This is a genomic window from Aquimarina rhabdastrellae, assembly GCA_947387485.1.
Taxonomy (GTDB): Bacteria; Bacteroidota; Bacteroidia; order Flavobacteriales; family Flavobacteriaceae; genus Aquimarina.
Window position 1 is genome coordinate 72,752 of sequence record CANDNT010000002.1, and the last position, 16,991, is coordinate 89,742.

Annotated in this window: 14 protein-coding genes; 8 read left to right on the top strand and 6 right to left on the bottom strand. The window is 31.2% G+C overall.

Going from position 1 to position 16,991, the window contains the following annotated elements; translation table 11 throughout:
• Window positions 1–85: 85 nt before the first annotated feature.
• The 3 genes from glmS to ACYEKI_RS04950 are packed head-to-tail and all read right to left on the bottom strand — an operon-like array spanning window position 86 to window position 4,344.
• On the bottom strand, window positions 86–1,933 hold the full coding sequence (gene glmS / locus ACYEKI_RS04940; protein WP_459210061.1) for a glutamine--fructose-6-phosphate transaminase (isomerizing): 1,848 nt from the start codon (window positions 1,931–1,933) through the stop codon (window positions 86–88).
• A gap of 16 nt (window positions 1,934–1,949) precedes the next feature.
• Window positions 1,950–3,521 carry a DUF4270 domain-containing protein gene (locus tag ACYEKI_RS04945; RefSeq protein WP_459210062.1) on the bottom strand — a complete coding sequence of 524 codons (1,572 nt, stop codon included), beginning with the start codon at window positions 3,519–3,521 and terminating at the stop codon, window positions 1,950–1,952.
• Window positions 3,522–3,534: 13 nt separating this feature from the next.
• Window positions 3,535–4,344: a glycogen/starch synthase gene (locus ACYEKI_RS04950; protein WP_459210063.1), complete on the bottom strand. Its 810-nt coding sequence runs from the start codon at window positions 4,342–4,344 to the stop codon at window positions 3,535–3,537.
• Between the two features lie 114 nt (window positions 4,345–4,458).
• On the opposite strand from ACYEKI_RS04950, the gene panC reads away from it, so the two are divergent.
• The 5 genes from panC (at window position 4,459) to radA (ending at window position 9,326) form a co-directional block, all read left to right on the top strand.
• Entirely contained in the window at window positions 4,459–5,307 is an 849-nt protein-coding gene (gene panC, locus ACYEKI_RS04955) for a pantoate--beta-alanine ligase (protein WP_459210064.1), read from the top strand.
• Between the two features lie 13 nt (window positions 5,308–5,320).
• On the top strand, window positions 5,321–5,671 hold the full coding sequence (panD, locus tag ACYEKI_RS04960; RefSeq protein ID WP_459210065.1) for an aspartate 1-decarboxylase: 351 nt from the start codon (window positions 5,321–5,323) through the stop codon (window positions 5,669–5,671).
• Window positions 5,671–6,648: a lysylphosphatidylglycerol synthase transmembrane domain-containing protein gene (locus ACYEKI_RS04965; RefSeq protein WP_459210066.1), complete on the top strand. Its 978-nt coding sequence runs from the start codon at window positions 5,671–5,673 to the stop codon at window positions 6,646–6,648. The genes panD and ACYEKI_RS04965 overlap by 1 nt, the downstream gene beginning before the upstream one ends.
• Window positions 6,649–6,723: 75 nt before the next feature.
• Window positions 6,724–7,842: an alpha/beta hydrolase gene (locus ACYEKI_RS04970; protein WP_459210067.1), complete on the top strand. Its 1,119-nt coding sequence runs from the start codon at window positions 6,724–6,726 to the stop codon at window positions 7,840–7,842.
• Window positions 7,843–7,961: 119 nt separating this feature from the next.
• Window positions 7,962–9,326, top strand: a complete 1,365-nt coding sequence (radA, locus tag ACYEKI_RS04975) for a DNA repair protein RadA (protein WP_459210068.1) — start codon at window positions 7,962–7,964, stop codon at window positions 9,324–9,326.
• A gap of 3 nt (window positions 9,327–9,329) precedes the next feature.
• Here radA and ACYEKI_RS04980 read toward each other — a convergent pair whose 3' ends face one another.
• Window positions 9,330–10,364, bottom strand: a complete 1,035-nt coding sequence (locus ACYEKI_RS04980; protein ID WP_459210069.1) for an aldo/keto reductase — start codon at window positions 10,362–10,364, stop codon at window positions 9,330–9,332.
• Between the two features lie 309 nt (window positions 10,365–10,673).
• Here ACYEKI_RS04980 and ACYEKI_RS04985 point away from each other — a divergent pair, with 309 nt between their 5' ends.
• Entirely contained in the window at window positions 10,674–10,994 is a 321-nt protein-coding gene (locus tag ACYEKI_RS04985) for a hypothetical protein (protein WP_459210070.1), read from the top strand.
• Window positions 10,995–11,140: 146 nt separating this feature from the next.
• Here ACYEKI_RS04985 and ACYEKI_RS04990 read toward each other — a convergent pair whose 3' ends face one another.
• Together ACYEKI_RS04990 and ACYEKI_RS04995 are read right to left on the bottom strand one after the other, a co-directional pair.
• Complete coding sequence (locus ACYEKI_RS04990) at window positions 11,141–12,100, bottom strand: OmpA/MotB family protein (RefSeq protein ID WP_459210071.1); 960 nt, start codon at window positions 12,098–12,100, stop codon at window positions 11,141–11,143.
• A gap of 31 nt (window positions 12,101–12,131) precedes the next feature.
• A complete protein-coding gene (locus ACYEKI_RS04995; protein WP_459210072.1) occupies window positions 12,132–12,896 on the bottom strand; it encodes an exodeoxyribonuclease III in 765 nt (254 codons plus the stop codon).
• A 233-nt stretch (window positions 12,897–13,129) separates the two neighbouring features.
• Between ACYEKI_RS04995 and ACYEKI_RS05000 the strand changes: the two genes are divergently transcribed.
• Together ACYEKI_RS05000 and ACYEKI_RS05005 are read left to right on the top strand one after the other, a co-directional pair.
• Entirely contained in the window at window positions 13,130–16,543 is a 3,414-nt protein-coding gene (locus tag ACYEKI_RS05000) for a hypothetical protein (protein WP_459210073.1), read from the top strand.
• A gap of 80 nt (window positions 16,544–16,623) precedes the next feature.
• The gene (locus ACYEKI_RS05005) at window positions 16,624–16,959 is read left to right on the top strand and encodes a hypothetical protein (RefSeq protein ID WP_459210074.1); all 336 of its coding nucleotides are present in this window, start codon (window positions 16,624–16,626) and stop codon (window positions 16,957–16,959) included.
• Window positions 16,960–16,991 lie beyond the last annotated feature (32 nt).

The window sequence follows — 16,991 nt, forward strand, 5'->3', positions numbered from 1 at the left end:
TCCTTCAGAAAACTTATTTAATTCTATTTTTCATATAAAAAAAGCCCTTAAAAATTTAAGGGCTTTTTATCTTATATTATATCTATTATTCTACTGTAACAGATTTTGCCAAGTTACGTGGTTGATCCACATTTTTACCTAACATCACTGCTATATAGTATGATAATAATTGTAAGGGTATTGTTGTTAATAATGGCGTCATTGATTCCATGGTCTCTGGAATTTCAATTACATGATCAGCTAAGTTTTTCACTGTCACATCACCTTCTGTAACAATTCCAATAATTTTTCCTTTACGTGATTTTATTTCTTGGATATTACTCACTACTTTTTCGTAGTGCCCTTTCTTAGTTGCAATTACTATTACAGGCATTTGCTCATCAATTAAGGCAATTGGCCCATGCTTCATCTCTGCAGCTGGATATCCCTCTGCATGGATATAAGAAATTTCCTTTAATTTCAATGCTCCTTCTAAAGCTACTGGGAAGTTAAATCCTCTACCTAAATAAAGACAGTTTGAAGCTTCTTTATAAATTTCGGCTACTTCTTTAATATGGTCACTTGCTTCTAATGCCTTTTCAACTTTTTCTGGAATTCTTTCTAATTCTTGTAAATGCATAAAGAAATCTGAAGTAGAAATTACTCCTTTTTTCTTAGCCATTTGCAATGCAATTAAAGTAAGAACTGTAATCTGAGTAGTAAATGCTTTAGTAGATGCTACTCCAATTTCTGGTCCTGCATGTGTATACGCTCCCGCATGAGTTTCTCTAGAAATAGAAGATCCAACAACATTACAAATACCAAAAACAAACGCTCCTCTTTCCTTAGCTAACTTAATAGCCGCCATAGTATCTGCTGTCTCTCCACTTTGAGAAATTGCAATAACTACATCATCTTCATAAATCACAGGATTACGATATCTAAATTCTGATGCATATTCAACCTCTACAGGTATTCTAGCTAAATCTTCAAAGATATATTCTCCAACTAAACCTGCATGCCACGAAGTTCCACAAGCAATGATTAAAATACGTCTAGCATTTAAAAATTTATCAATATGATCATCAATTCCTGCCATTTTTATAATCCCCTCTTCTACACGCATTCTACCTCTATAGGTATCCTTTATCGCATTAGGTTGCTCATAAATTTCTTTAAGCATGAAATGATCATACCCTCCTTTTTCAATTTGCTCAAGATTCATTTTTAATTCTTGAACATATGGATCAACAAGACTATCGTCTTGTATTTTTCTGACCTTTACTCCTTTTTTCTTTCTTACTACAGCCATCTCTCCATCTTCTAAATAGATAGCATTGTTAGTATATTCAATAAATGGAGACGCATCTGAAGCTATAAAAAACTCTTCTTCTCCCACACCTATAGCTAAAGGGCTTCCTAATCTAGCCACAACTATTTCATCAGGTTTATTCTTATCAAAAACTGCAATTGCATATGCTCCTACAGTTTGATTTAAAGCAATCTGAACAGCCTTTCCTAATTTTACATTCTCTTTGGTTTTAACATCTTCTATTAAGTTTACTAAAACCTCAGTATCCGTTTCAGATGTAAAAGAATATCCTCTATTAATTAATTCTTGGCGTAATGGTTCATAGTTTTCTATAATACCATTATGAATTATTACTAAATTCCCTGAATTTGAATAATGTGGATGTGAATTCACATCATTAGGCACTCCATGTGTAGCCCATCTAGTATGTCCAATCCCTACCGTTCCATTAGTAGTTATTTCACTTTCTAGACGTTTTTCAAGGTCTACAACTTTCCCTTTCGTCTTAGATAATTTCATTTCATCTCCATCATACAAAGCTATTCCTGCTGAATCATAACCTCTATACTCCAATCTTTTTAATCCTTTTAAAACGATTGGATAAGCTTCTCTATGCCCTATATATCCTACTATTCCACACATATTTTATCTCGATTGATTAATTTGATTCTGTATAAAAAATATTTAACTTCAATTTCTTTGTATCATCAGAATGGTTTGGTCCATATAACACAGTTCCTTCATGAGAAAGCGTTGAAGCAAATGGTATTTCTTCAATAATTTCCTGCCCATTATTGTCTAATACATTTTCCACCTCTCCATTTGTAATTATATTTACATTCTGCGAAACTACCAATCCTAATTTTACATTGTCCACATCTTCGTTAAGAATTCTTCTGATATGATCTGTTATTTTTATTTTATAAAATTCACCTTCTCCATTTTCTCCTCTTTCTAATCTTCCCAAATGTCTAGTTTTTGAATCCACTGGTGTATTAGTATTAGTTAAAGGATCTAATGAATAATCTATTAAAGGTAAATTATTTTCCAAACTATATAAATAAATACGTTCTGGTTCTGATGCCCCTCCCGTTACTTCATTTTTATTAACATAAAATGTTAGATTTACTTCGTTTATTAACCACTCATTACTTCTCAACTCTTCCAACTCATCTTCATTAAAAAGCGTTATAGTTGCCATTGACCCTACCCCTCCTTTTAAATAAATGTGATCATCATTAACAATTGTTGAAATATCAGTATCATTTTGTATCTGATTAACAATATTGTTAGCAAAATTCATCTCTAAAGTACCATTTTCTCTATCAACAGTACCATCATCATTCTCATTATCAAAACTATAATACAAAATAATATCAGCATCATTAATATTAAACAATGTAAGATTCCCTGTTCCTCCTAGATCTTCTACTTTAAAATAAATTCCTCTAAAATGATTTCTAAAGTTATTAACATTACTTAATTCTGGTTCACCTTCTTTATCTAATATTTTTGTAGTAAAGAAATCTACTGGTAATTTAGCTCTAAATCTAGGAGCAATTCTAGTAACTTCTGGGTCATCATCCTCATCATTATCATCAGGTGTCAATAAAATAACTTCATTTGATGAAGGAACAAAACTTGCTTCTTCATATAGTAAAGTTCCCATTGCTTGGTTTTCTATACTTGCGTTAATATCATTTGCAAAATAAACCTGTCTTTGTTCTGCGTCTGAATTATCTGGATCAAAATCTCTCAAAAAGTAGTTAGATTCATAAATACTTAATTTCATTGGAGAGTTTCCATAGATAGAATCTAATGTATACGTAGTTATTACCTCTGTTTCTCCATTAGAATCTGTAATTGTTTCAGTACTACTTGTCGAAAAATACGGCAAACTTAACACTACACTATCTAATACTGCATTGTCTCCAAAAGTCGGGTTTTGACGATCCAATTCTACTTGAGATAATACATTATATGTAGATTTACCATATACTGGATCTTCATAGATTCCTAATAGGTTTCCTGGTAATCCGCTTGTTTGAACTCGTTGTATTAATTGATTTTCAACTTGAACAGTAGCTTCATCATACAAACTAGCATTAAAATTAACCTGATCTACTATGTTTGTTCCTATAGAGTTAAAATCCTCATCACATGATGCAAAAGCAAAAATAACAACTACCATAGCTGTTATTTTTAGTATTATTTTTTTCAAATTTGTCATAAAATTTTAGTACTTATTCAAGCACCTCAGAAGTATAAAAAGCTTCATATGCAGAAGCAAACTCATTCGGAGCTTTGTATTCTAATACAGGTTGATCAATATTTTCTATGTACTTTACAAGATCATCCGATATACTTTCAGAACCTATTACTACTGCATCTGAGTTATCAATTGCCACTTTCATTACATTATCATATGTAGGTTCAGATAAAACATCTACTTTTTCATCTGCAATCCCGTCAAACTTAATCTTGTCCTTCATATTAGCATCTAAGATTCCGTCATATCCATGATTATATACTGAAGTTACAATCTTACTTTCGCTGAAAAGAGGTTCGTTTCCATAATAATTTCTCAAATACAATGGCAATAATGATGCCAACCATCCATGAACATGGATAATATCTGGAGACCAATTCAGTTTTTTTACTGTCTCAATAACTCCTTTTGCAAAGAAAATAGCACGTTCGTCATTGTCTGGAAATAACTTACCTTCTTCATCTGTAAGCGTAGCTTTTCTCTTAAAGTAATCTTCATTATCAATAAAATACACTTGCATACGCTCTTTAGGTATTGACGCCACTTTAATAATAAGAGGCATATCTAAATCATTAATGACAAGATTCATCCCAGAAAGTCTAATCACCTCATGTAATTGATGTCTTCTTTCATTGATGTTACCATATCTTGGCATAAAAATTCTAATCTGCCCTCCTTTGTTATTTACCATTCTCGGTGCCTCAAAAGACATTGATGAAATTTCTGTCTCTGGTAAATAAGGTATTACTTCTGATGATACATATAATATCCTCTTATCTTTCATATACTATAGTCGCTTTATTATCGTCCCCTATGAATAAATTTTCGCAAAATTACGAAATTTTATGCAGTCTGCCAGTAATATCTTATTTTTGCTCGCTATTAATTTTTTTGTGCGATGCAAGTACACCATAACAAACGAGATATAAAAGCTGATGTTGCAAGCTTTCTTAAAGAAAATAAAACTATTGGTTTTGTACCTACTATGGGGGCTTTACATCAAGGCCATCTAGCTTTGGTAAAGGAAGCTTTGGATAATAATGACATTGTAATTGTTAGTATTTTTGTTAATCCCACACAGTTTAATAATCCTAAAGATTTAGAAAAATATCCTAGAACTTTAGAATCAGATATCCATTTACTTTCAGATTTGGATAAAAATATAATTGTTTTTTGTCCTACTTCTAAAGATATTTATGGTGATTCTCCTACAGCTATTCATTATGATTTTGGAGGTATCGAACATGAAATGGAAGGTAAATTTAGACCCGGACATTTTGATGGTGTAGGTACTATCATTAAATACCTTTTTGAAATCGTTTCTCCTCACAAAGCTTATTTTGGAGAAAAAGATTTTCAACAACTTCAAATTATACGAAAGCTAGTCGAAATTGAAAAATTGTCAGTTGAAATTATCGGTTGTCAAATATATCGAGAACAAAGTGGTTTAGCTTTTAGCTCAAGAAACAAAAGGCTCTCTCCTATTCAACTAAAAGAATCGCCTTTGATTTACAACACTTTAATAGAAATAAAAAATAATTTTGGCACAAAAAGTGTTGTATCTTTGAAAAATTGGATAGAAGAGCAGTTTAAAAATAACGTCGAACTTGAATTAGAATATTTTGAAATTGCAGATTCATCTACCTTAAAATCAATAACAAAAAAAGAAGAAAACAAAAAATACCGTGCTTTTATCGCTGCTTTTGCTGGAGACGTAAGACTCATTGATAATATTGCACTCAACTAAATAACTTATTCCCATGCTTGTAACCGTTGTAAAATCCAAAATCCACAGAGTTAAAGTAACTGGTGCTGATCTTAATTATATTGGTAGTATTACTATTGACGAAGATCTTATGGATGCTGCTAATATTGTTGAAGGAGAAAAAGTTCAGATTGTTAACAACAATAATGGTGAACGTTTAGAAACTTATGCTATTCCTGGTCCTAGAAACAGTGGTGAAATCACATTAAATGGAGCTGCTGCTCGTAAAGTAGCAAAAGGTGACATTTTAATTTTGATTACTTATGCCATGATGGACATTGAAGAAGCAAAAAAGTTTAAACCGTCATTAGTTTTTCCTAATGAAGCTAATAACTTATTACAATAGTGACGATCCCTTTAAAATATCGTAAAATACTAAAAATCATACTCCCGCTTTTGTTGGGAGTTTTTTTAATTATTTACTCAATTTCTTCTGCCACACCAGAAGAGAGACAAAAAACGTTATCCTATATTCTCGAAGCAAATCCTTTATGGATTATACTTTCTATATGTTTAGGGTTATTATCCCATTTATCTCGTGCTTATCGCTCAAAAATAGCTTTACTTCCTTTAGGGTACTCTATAAAACTTTCTAATAGCTTTATGGCTTTAATGATTGGTTATGTTGCTAATTTAGGTATCCCAAGATCAGGTGAACTATTAAGAGGTGGAACGATAAGTTCTTATGAAAATATTCCTTTTGAAAAAGTTTTTGGAACTATCATTACAGAAAGAGTATTAGATCTAGTTATGTTACTTCTAGTCATAACTACAGCTGCTTTTTTTAAGTCTGAATATCTATTTTTATACTTAGAAAAAAACAATATTAATCCTCTAATTACCCTTGGAGCATTACTCTTACTTATTTTATTCGGTATTGTTTTTTTAAAAATACTAAATAAAGCTACACATCCTTTCTTAGTCAAGTTAAGAAATTTTGGATTAGGGATCTTAGATGGCATCAAGAGTATTTTAAAATTAAAACGTAAAGGAGCTTATATTTTTCACACTTTTATGATATGGATTCTTTATATTTTTGTTTTTGATGTTATTAAATATACTATCCCTGAAACTGCAAATCTCGATATTGGTACAACTTTAATTGCATTTATTGCAGGCTCTGTTGCTATGACTACTACCAACGGAGGTATAGGTCTATTTCCCATAGCTATTGCCTCTACCCTAGCCATCTCTAGTATAGATAGACCAGCTGGAGAAGCTTTTGGTTGGATATTATGGGGTTCTCAAACCTTAATGAATCTTGTTGTAGGTGGTCTATCTTTTCTTTTTCTACCAATAGTCAACAGAAACAGACCGAAATAATTTAGTATCTTGTCACTCACTTAACCACAATCATTTTTTTACCCAATGAAAAAATTCAGTTTTTTAATTCTTTGCATGGTGCTTTGTCTTAAGTCTTTTGGACAAACAATCTATGAAGATTACAGATCCATAAAATTAGATCAAGACCGTAAATTAAAAATTCAATTACCTCGTAATTACGATAAAAATGTAGATAAAAAATACCCCGTGATTCTTGTTTTAGATGGAGATCATCTATTTGAACCTGTTGCTGGTAATGTTGACTATTTTTCTTATTGGGAGGATATGCCTGAATCTATTGTTGTAGGTATTATACAATCCAAAACACGTAAAGAAGATTGTCGTTACGATTTAGCCGAATATCTTCCAGCAAATAAAGGAGCCGAATTTTATGAATTTATCGGTCAAGAATTAATTCCTTATTTAGATCAAACTTATCGTACTGCAAAGTTCAAAATCATTGTTGGTCACGATTATACAGCTAATTTCATCAATTATTTCTTATTTAAAGATAATCCGATTTTTCAAGGATATATCAATTTAAGCCCTGAGTTAGCTCCTAATATGAATGAGAGGATTCAAAGTAAACTTGCTAGTACTTCAAAAAAGACATGGTTTTATATGGCTACAGCAACAAATGATGCCAACAATATCATGAAAAATACTTTGAAATTAAATGATTCTTTGGCCACTATAGATAATTCAAAACTACATTATACTTTTGATAATTTTGAAAACTCGTCTCACTACACATTAGTAGGAAGAGGTATTCCTCGTTCATTAGAAAAAATCTTTGAGATGTATCGTCCTATTAGTAGAAAAACATATCAAGAAGTTATCTTAAAATTAGAAACATCTCCTTATGATTATCTTGTAGATATTTATAAAACTACAGAAGAGCTTTATGGTATAAAACGACAAATACGTATTAATGATTTTATTGCTATTTCAAGTGCTTTAGAGAAGAAAGAGAATTGGGATGATTTAGAGCCTTTAGGAAAGCTAGCCCTTAAAGAGCATCCAGATGCTATGTTAGGCAACTACTATTTAGGAATTTATTATGAGCAAATAGGTGAACCTAAGAAAGCATTAAGAGCATACGAAAATGGATTCTTACAAGAAGAAGTAGCTTTTTTAACCAAAGATTACATGCTTGAAAAAGTAGAAAAAATAAAAGAAGATTTTGGGTGGTAACATCATTTTTATATTTCGAAAGCTCCTAATTCTAGGAGCTTTTTTTATACACACTAATATTATAAATGTTTTCTATCGACTATAATAAATAATAGTATTTTTACTTCAAATTTTGGACTATGGCTAAGACTAAAACTACTTTTTTCTGTCAAAACTGCGGTACTTCTTTCGCCAAATGGCAAGGACAATGTACTTCTTGTAAAGAATGGAATACTATTGCCGAAGAAGTTATACAAAAAGAAGATAAAAAAGATTGGAAAAACACTACATCTTTGTCTCAAAAAAGATTACCTAAGCCTTTAAAAGTTTCCGAAATTGATACCACTGTAGATACTCGATATAATACTGATAATAAAGAATTAAATCGTGTATTAGGTGGAGGGTTAGTTCCTGGATCACTTACGCTATTAGGTGGAGAACCTGGTATAGGAAAAAGTACTTTATTGCTACAAATTAGTTTACAACTCCCTTATAAAACATTATACGTTTCTGGAGAAGAGAGTCAAAAACAAATTAAAATGCGTGCAGAACGTATACCTTCTCAAACAGATAATTGTCTTATTCTTACAGAAACTAAAACTCAAAATATTTTTAAACAAATTGAAGCTACTAATCCTGATATCGTTATTATAGATTCTATTCAAACGTTACATAGTGATTATATAGAAAGTAGTGCTGGAACAATCTCGCAAATAAGAGAATGTACTACAGAATTAATTCAATTTGCAAAAGAAACTGCTACTCCTGTTATCTTGATTGGACATATTACTAAAGACGGAAATATAGCTGGTCCTAAAATACTTGAACACATGGTAGATACTGTATTGCAATTTGAAGGAGATCGCAATCATGTCTATCGTATTTTACGTGCTTTAAAGAATCGTTTTGGTTCTACTTCTGAAATAGGTATTTATGAAATGCTAGGCACTGGTTTGCGTGAAGTAAATAATCCAAGTGAAATTTTAATTTCTAAAAAAGACGAGGAACTTAGTGGTACCGCCATTGCTGGTACTCTTGAAGGAATGCGTCCTTTAATGATTGAGATTCAAGCTTTAGTGAGTACTGCTGTATATGGTACACCTCAACGCAGTGCTACAGGGTATAATGTAAAACGATTAAATATGCTCTTGGCTGTTTTAGAAAAACGTGCTGGTTTTAGATTAGGTGCAAAAGATGTTTTCTTAAATATTACTGGAGGTATTTCTATAGATGATCCTGCTATAGATCTTGCTGTAGTAGCTGCTATTCTCTCTTCAAACGAAGACATTTCTATTCCTAATGATTACTGTTTTGCTGCAGAGGTTGGTTTGGCTGGAGAAATTCGTCCTGTAAATCGTATTGAACAACGTATACAAGAAGCAGAGAAACTAGGTTTCTCTGCTATATTTGTTTCAAAATACAATAAGATTTCGCTTAAAAACACTGCTATCAAAGTACATTTGGTTGCTAAGATAGAAGATGTTGCTTCTTATTTATTTGGTTAATTTTTAAGGTGCTGGATTAGGTATTTGATGATGTATTTCATTAATTTCTTTAATGATTTCGTCTGATAGTGTTACATCAATACTACCTATATTCTCTGCTAATTGTTCTACCGAAGTAGCTCCTATAATATTACTTGTTACAAAAGGTTGTTGATTTACAAAAGCTAATGACATTTGTGTTAAACTTATATCATTTTTCTTAGCTATTTCATTATACAATCTTGTTGCTTTAAAACAATTCTCGTTATGATACCTATTGTAGTTAGGAAATAACGTTACTCTAGCATTAGGTGGCATTTCTTCAAGATATTTACCTGTTAACATCCCAAAACCTAATGGTGAATATGGCAAGTGTCCTACACCTTCTCTATGCATAATCTCAATTAATCCTACCTCGTCTTTTCTATTTAACAAGTTATATGGATTTTGAACTGTAATTACTTTTGGAGCTCCTTTTCTACTCTCTTCTATGTATCTAAATAATCCATAAGGTGTTTCATTAGACAATCCTATATGCTTTATTTTCCCTTCTTGAATAAATTCTTCAAGTGCTTCAAGTACTGTTGCAAAATTATCTACCCAAGGATCTTTTTCATTATGTATATATCCTAATTGACCAAAAAAGTTAGTACTTCGTTCTGGCCAGTGCAATTGATATAAGTCTATATAATCTGTTTGTAAACGTTCTAAACTCTTATTAATCGCATCTTTAATCTCTTCTTTTGCAAACCCTCCCGTTCTAATATGTTTTGTAAACTCTGCTGGTCCCGCTATTTTTGAAGCTATTACAATATCTTCTCTTCTATGAGTTGTTTTTTTAAGCCATGAACCAATGATACGCTCTGTACTTCCTTGCGTCTCTTTCTTTGCTGGTACAGAATACAACTCTGCAGTATCTATAAAATTTACTCCTTTATCAAAAGCATAATCTAATTGTGCATGTCCCTCTTCTTCGGTATTCTGTTCTCCCCAAGTCATCGATCCTAAACAGATTTTACTCACTTTCAAATCTGTATTAGGCAATACTGTATATTTCATTTTTCAAGCTTTTATTTGGTTATAAAATTTCAGTCAAATTTAGAAACTATGCTCTCATTTGTTCAAAAAATTATCTTAATAGTTCTTCTTTTCTTTTTCTATAATTTTATTTCTACACTTATTCTATCACAAACCTGTTGACCTTCTCCACACTTTTCTCATCTTTTCTACATTTATCATCTATTCCACATATTCCCCAATACACCATTACCCTACTGTATATCAACAATTCACACATTAATATTAAAATATCTCCTTTTTGGAATGATATTTACTTATACATAATTGTAACTCATTAACCCCATAATGATGAAAAGTCCAATTTTGATCATTGTTTTAATAGCTACTATGTTTATAACAAAACACACACTAGCTTTTCAACAAAAGGTTTCTGAAAACGTTCATTTAAGTGATTTGATTTCGTGCAATTCTTATACAGAAATTCATCCTAAACAGGTTGTTTCTAAAATAAAGAAAGTTGTGCATAGACAATTCCCCAATGCTATTATCGCTATCGCTTATCTCGATCGAGAAGGAACTTATAAATTGGTCTTAACTGTAGACAAAGATATTTTTACAGTTTACATAAATACTAAAGGAGAATGGATTGAACCCAACGAACTAAAATGATTTTATACAATTTAACACATTATATATTACGTAAGTAACACTTAACCATCAATTTTGGAGATACCCCAATATCTTCGTTCTTCTTTATAACAAAAAAGGCTTTGGTGATATTCACTAAAGCCTTTTTGTTTTTCTATTTAATATTCTTAAATATTATTGAGTAGTTTAGTAACCTCATCTAGTTTAGGTGTAAGAATTACTTCAATTCTTCTATTCTTAGCTTTTCCTGCTGCAGTAGCATTATCTGCTACAGGTGCATATTCACCCCTTCCTGCTGCTGTTAAGTTTTGAGGATCTATTTTTTTATTTCCTCTTAATATCGTTACAATTGCAGTTGCTCTTTTTGTTGACAAATCCCAGTTTCCTTTTAATGGACCACTCCCTATATAAGGATCATTATCTGTATGTCCTTCTATAAGAATAGAAATATCTGGATTTTCTGCTAGTACTTCCCCTAATTGTTTTATTGCTTGTTTTCCATTAGTTCCTACTGCCCAACTTCCTGATTTAAATAAAAGCTTATTCTCCATAGAAACATAAACTTTTCCATTGCGTTGTTCTACAGTAAGTCCTTTTCCTTCAAAATTAGTTAGTGCCTTTGATAACGCAGTTTTTAACCCTTGCATTTTCTTATCTTTTGCTGCAATAAGTCCTTCTAACTCATTTACTCTCGCAGATCGAGATGCCAAATCTTTTTCAAGTTTTTCTAAACGCTGTTTCTCATCAAAAAGCGCCTTTTCTTTATTTTCTAATTCAGATAATAATTCTCTATTTTTCTTACTATTTGCAGCTATAGCATTTGAACTATTTTTCTCTAATGCATCATATGATTGTTTTAAATTCTCGTATTGCTTTTGCGAATTTGCATATGAATCTTGTAATGCTGTTTGCTCTGCTTTTAAAGCTTCATAAGCTTTTTTTAATTTTTCGAGTTCACTCTCTGCTGCCTCACTTGATTTTTTATATGAAGCTAAATCTTCTTTTAATCCTCGATTATCCCTTTTTAATCTAGAATATTTACTTTCTAGTTCTTTGTACACCTTAGAAGATACACAAGAAGTCATCATAGCTCCTATAACGGCTATTGTTACAATTTTTTTAATCATAAACCTTTTTTATGCTTAATCCACTTACTTTTTATACATCCAATTCTACAACTATAGGACAATGGTCACTATGTTTTGCTTCTGGTAAAATCAAAGCTCTTTGTATTTTATCTTCTAGTGGGGCTGCTACCATATTATAATCTATACGCCATCCTTTATTATTCGCTCTAGCATTTGCTCTATAACTCCACCATGAATAATTATGAGGTTCTTTATTAAGGTGTCTAAAAGAATCTATAAATCCACTATCAATAAAATTTCCTATCCATTCACGTTCAACAGGTAAAAATCCTGATACTTTTTTATTACGTACCGGATCATGAATATCTATGGCTTCGTGACAAATATTATAATCTCCACATATCACTAGATTAGGATGTGTTTGTTTTAATTCATTCACGTATTCCTGAAAATCGTCCATGTATCTAAACTTACGTTCTAATCGATCACTATTAGTCCCACTAGGTAAATACAAGCTCATTATAGAAACCCCATCAAAGTCTACTCTTAGATTTCGACCTTCTGCGTCCATATAATCAATACCTGTACCATACTCTATATGTTTAGGTTCCGTTTTAGATAAAACAGCTACTCCACTATATCCTTTTTTTTCTGCACTATACCAATATGTATACGGATAGCCTGCATCAACAAATTCTTGTAGTTCTAGTTGCTCTTTATTTGCTTTAATTTCTTGTAAACAAATCACATCTGGATCTGCTTGTTGTAACCATTCTAAAAAACCTTTTTTAACTGCTGCTCGTATTCCGTTGACATTGTAGGAGATTATTTTCATCTTCGATATTTTTTAGCCTTTATTTTCTGTAAAAATATAACTTACATCGTTTTTCTACGTTATTAAATACCAAATAAACCTATAAATGTTACACAAAAACTTGTTAATCTTCTCGAACTCATTATTTTTGAGTTTAACTAACGACTATTAGTGTAACCTTCCAAAAAAACAGCATGCAATTCTTATATAAGTTGAATTGTTCTTTATTTTAAAAATAATAGTTTTGTTACTCTATGCGTATTTTTATAGTTATTTGTTGTCTTTTGTGTTCTTCCTATTTCTATGGACAGCAAACTGCTATTACTTATAGAGAAAAAAAAATAGCTGTAAAAGATACTATTGCTATTGATACAGTAAGCATAAATGATTTCAAATTCAAAGTTTTTACTTCTTCAAAGCAACCTATTGATAGTAGTTTATATCATATAGATTTTAAGACCGCACACCTTATTCCTTCTACTACTTTAAAAAAACAATATGACTCTATTTGGGTTCAATATCATAAATATCCAGATTTTTTAACCAAATCCTATTATCAATTTTCACCTTCACTTATCGTGAATCAAAAAGGGGGATTACAAAAACTACAAAGTCTTTCTGAAGCTAAAAAAACTAACACCTTCAAACCTTTTGATGGTTTAACAACTAGCGGAAGTATTTCTAGGGGAATCACTGTAGGAACCAATCAAAATTCAGTACTTAATTCAGAATTAGACTTACAGATCTCTGGAAAAATCAGTGATAAGGTTTCTTTAAGAGCGTCTATTCAAGATGCTAATGTACCTGTTCAACAAAGTGGTTATTCTCAAAACCTCGACGAATTTGATCAGGTTTTTATAGAGCTGTACAGTGACAATTGGAATATTAGAGCTGGTGATGTTCAACTTCAAAATACTACTAGCTTTTTTAATCGCTTTACAAAAAAAGTACAAGGGATCTCTATCGGAGCTCAACTACAACATCCCGATTCTAGTACTGATCTTTTTGCAGCGGGTGCCTTAGTAAGAGGTGTTTTTGCTAGAAGTCAGTTTAACGGTCAGGAAGGAAATCAAGGTCCTTATAAGCTTACGGGGCCTAATGGCGAATTATTTATTCTTATCATATCTGGTAGTGAACGTGTATATGTTAATGGTTTATTATTAGAACGAGGAGAGAACAAAGATTATACTATTGATTATAATGCTGGTGAAGTTACTTTTAATGCAACCTATCCCATTACTTCTGCAATGCGTATTTCTATCGAGTACCAAACTACAGATCGTAATTATACTAGAATTGTAGCTTATGGAGGGGGTAATTATAAAAGTGATCATCTCAAAATTGGTGCTTTTGTGTATTCTGAATCTGATTCAAAAAATCAACCACTACAACAATCACTCAACGATACTCAAAAAGAAATCTTAGCAAATGCTGGTGATGATCCTAATCAAATGGTTTCTCCTTCTGCTATAAGTGATACTTTTGGTGAAAACAAAACACTATACCGAAAAGAAATTATAGATGGAAATGAAGTCTTTGTCTTTTCTACAAATCCAGATGACGAATTATTTAATGTTCGTTTTTCTTTGGTAGGAGATAATCAAGGAGATTACATTATCGATAATGTCAATACCATCAATCGTATCTATCGATATGTTGCTCCTATTGACGGCATACCTCAAGGTAATTATGCTCCTATCATTCGGCTTTTTGCGCCTGTCTTACTACAAACCGCTGTAGTACAAGGGGCTTATATTCCTTCAGAAAAAACAGCTATCGATTTTGAAATTGCTGGTAGTAAAAATGATTTAAATCTTTTTTCTAATCTTAATGATAATGATAATGATGGTATTGCTGCAAAAGCCAAAGTTAATCAGCGTATTTTTTCTATAGATAGTAGTTGGAGTTTAAACGCTTATGGTTCTTTTACTTTATTACAAGAACGTTTCAGAAGCATCGAGCGTATTTATAATGTTGAATTCAATCGTGACTGGAATTTAAATAATCCTCTAGGAGATCAACAGTTTATTTCTACTGGAATATCTTTAGTCCATCCTACAAAAGGAAATGCAGATTATACTTTTGAGCATCTTAACTATACCGAAAATTATAATGGTAATCGCCATACATTATTATCTGACTTTACTTTTAATAATTTAAAAACGACTATTGTTGCTAGTGCTTTAAATAGTCAAGGAACATTATTAAACTCAAAGTTCTATAGAGCACATAGTACATTATCGTATAGTTTTCCTAAAAACTGGATTGGTATAAAAGCTTCTATAGAGAGTAATGAGGAAATTGAAAATGAAACTCAAAATTTCACTCTAAGGTCTCAACGTTTCAAAGCATATGAAGCTTTTACTGGTATCGGTGACAGTACTAAAGTTTTTGTTAAAATTGGATATCGTCACCGTGTTAATGATAGTGTGCAAAATAACTTATTAGATAAAATAAATTCTTCTAATACTTTTTATCTAGACTCAAAATTGATTCAAAATAAAAACACTCAACTATCTTTATTTGCCAATTATAGAGAACTAAAACATGTTGCCCTTGATCGAGAAAAGGAACAATCTCTAAATTCTAGGGTATTATTTAATCAAAAGCTTTTTAAAAATCAAGTGCTTTGGAATACAGTTTTTGAAACTAATAGTGGTACCTTACCTCAACAAGAGTTTACTTATGTTGCTGTAGATGATGGACAAGGGGTGTACACCTGGAATGATTATAACAACAATAATGTTCAAGAACTAGAAGAGTTTGAAATTGCTCAATTTCAAGATCAAGCTAATTATATCAGGGTTTTATTACCTAATCAAGTGTTTATTAAAACACATCAAAATCGATTAAGTCAAACTTTGACATTAAACCCTAATCAGTGGAGAAACTCTGATCAAAAAACCAAACGTTTTTTAGCTCACTTCTACAATCAAACTTCGTATATTATCGATCGTAAAATACGTAGAGAAAACGAAGCATTACACCTTAATCCTTTTGACGAAAACGACAATGAACTTGCTTTAAATCTAAATTTTAAAAATGTACTTTTCTTTAATCGAGGAAAGCAACGTTATACCACCTCTTATACGTATATCACTTCTCAAAGTAAAAACCTATTAGCAACAGGATTACAAGAAAACGTTTTAAAAACACATCAGCTCAATTTTGTTCATAAATTCAAAAACACATGGCTTTTGGACCTTAAAAGTATTTTAGGTACAACCGAGAGTACTTCTGAAAATTTTGCAAATCGAAATTACACAATTGAGGGATACCGATTAGAATCTAAACTTACTTATTTATTATCTCAAAAAACACAATTTGGTTTATCTTATCTATACAATGATCAAAGTAATACCATCACAGATATTGAGGCCTTATCTCAACAGCGATTAAGTGTAAACTTCTCTTATGCTAATCAACAAAAAATATCTTTAAATGGTGAGTTTAATTATTTTATTAATGATTTTACAGGAAATCCATTTTCTCCTGTAGGTTATCAATTATTAAATGGGCTTCAGCCCGGCGATAATTATACTTGGTCTTTATTAGCTCAAAAAAAACTGACCAAATATCTTGATCTCAACATCATTTATAATGGTAGAAAAACAGAAACCTCTTCTACTATCCATACAGGAAACATCCAGTTAAGGGCTTATTTTTGATTTATTTTTATGATCTTTATATGTCATCTTGATCAATCTAATTAGACACACAATCCATAAACTCTATAAAATTATTATTCGTGAAGTATTTATCGTATTTATCTTTTGTTTTAATTCTAGGTTGTACAGCTTCTAAAAAAGCTAACACTGCATCGTCTGATGTTGTTAAAGAAGAAGCTATTAACTATGAAAAAGAAGGTTATAAAAAAGGGAATATTGTTATTAATAAGACTGGTGGCTGTCCCTATGTTCTTACTGTTGAATCTTATAAAGATGTTTTAGATCCTATAAATTTAACTGATTTTTTTAAAAGTAATGTCCCTTATGAAGTATGGATCAAATATAGTGATCTACGTATGAAAAATCGTTGTGATGCTGGTAGACCAGTTATGATTAATAGCATAAAGAGACGCTAAAAGCATCTCTTTATTTATTTTAGAAAATAGTA

Coding starts and splice junctions, on each gene's coding strand:
- panD (WP_459210065.1), top strand. CDS start 5,321: ATGCTTGTAACCGTTGTAAAATCCAAAATCCACAGAGTTAAAGTAACT.
- ACYEKI_RS04980 (WP_459210069.1), bottom strand. CDS start 10,364: ATGAAATATACAGTATTGCCTAATACAGATTTGAAAGTGAGTAAAATC.
- panC (WP_459210064.1), top strand. CDS start 4,459: ATGCAAGTACACCATAACAAACGAGATATAAAAGCTGATGTTGCAAGC.
- radA (WP_459210068.1), top strand. CDS start 7,962: ATGGCTAAGACTAAAACTACTTTTTTCTGTCAAAACTGCGGTACTTCT.
- ACYEKI_RS05000 (WP_459210073.1), top strand. CDS start 13,130: ATGCGTATTTTTATAGTTATTTGTTGTCTTTTGTGTTCTTCCTATTTC.
- ACYEKI_RS04950 (WP_459210063.1), bottom strand. CDS start 4,344: ATGAAAGATAAGAGGATATTATATGTATCATCAGAAGTAATACCTTAT.
- ACYEKI_RS04970 (WP_459210067.1), top strand. CDS start 6,724: ATGGTGCTTTGTCTTAAGTCTTTTGGACAAACAATCTATGAAGATTAC.
- ACYEKI_RS04945 (WP_459210062.1), bottom strand. CDS start 3,521: ATGACAAATTTGAAAAAAATAATACTAAAAATAACAGCTATGGTAGTT.
- ACYEKI_RS04990 (WP_459210071.1), bottom strand. CDS start 12,100: ATGATTAAAAAAATTGTAACAATAGCCGTTATAGGAGCTATGATGACT.
- ACYEKI_RS04985 (WP_459210070.1), top strand. CDS start 10,674: ATGAAAAGTCCAATTTTGATCATTGTTTTAATAGCTACTATGTTTATA.
- ACYEKI_RS04995 (WP_459210072.1), bottom strand. CDS start 12,896: ATGAAAATAATCTCCTACAATGTCAACGGAATACGAGCAGCAGTTAAA.
- glmS (WP_459210061.1), bottom strand. CDS start 1,933: ATGTGTGGAATAGTAGGATATATAGGGCATAGAGAAGCTTATCCAATC.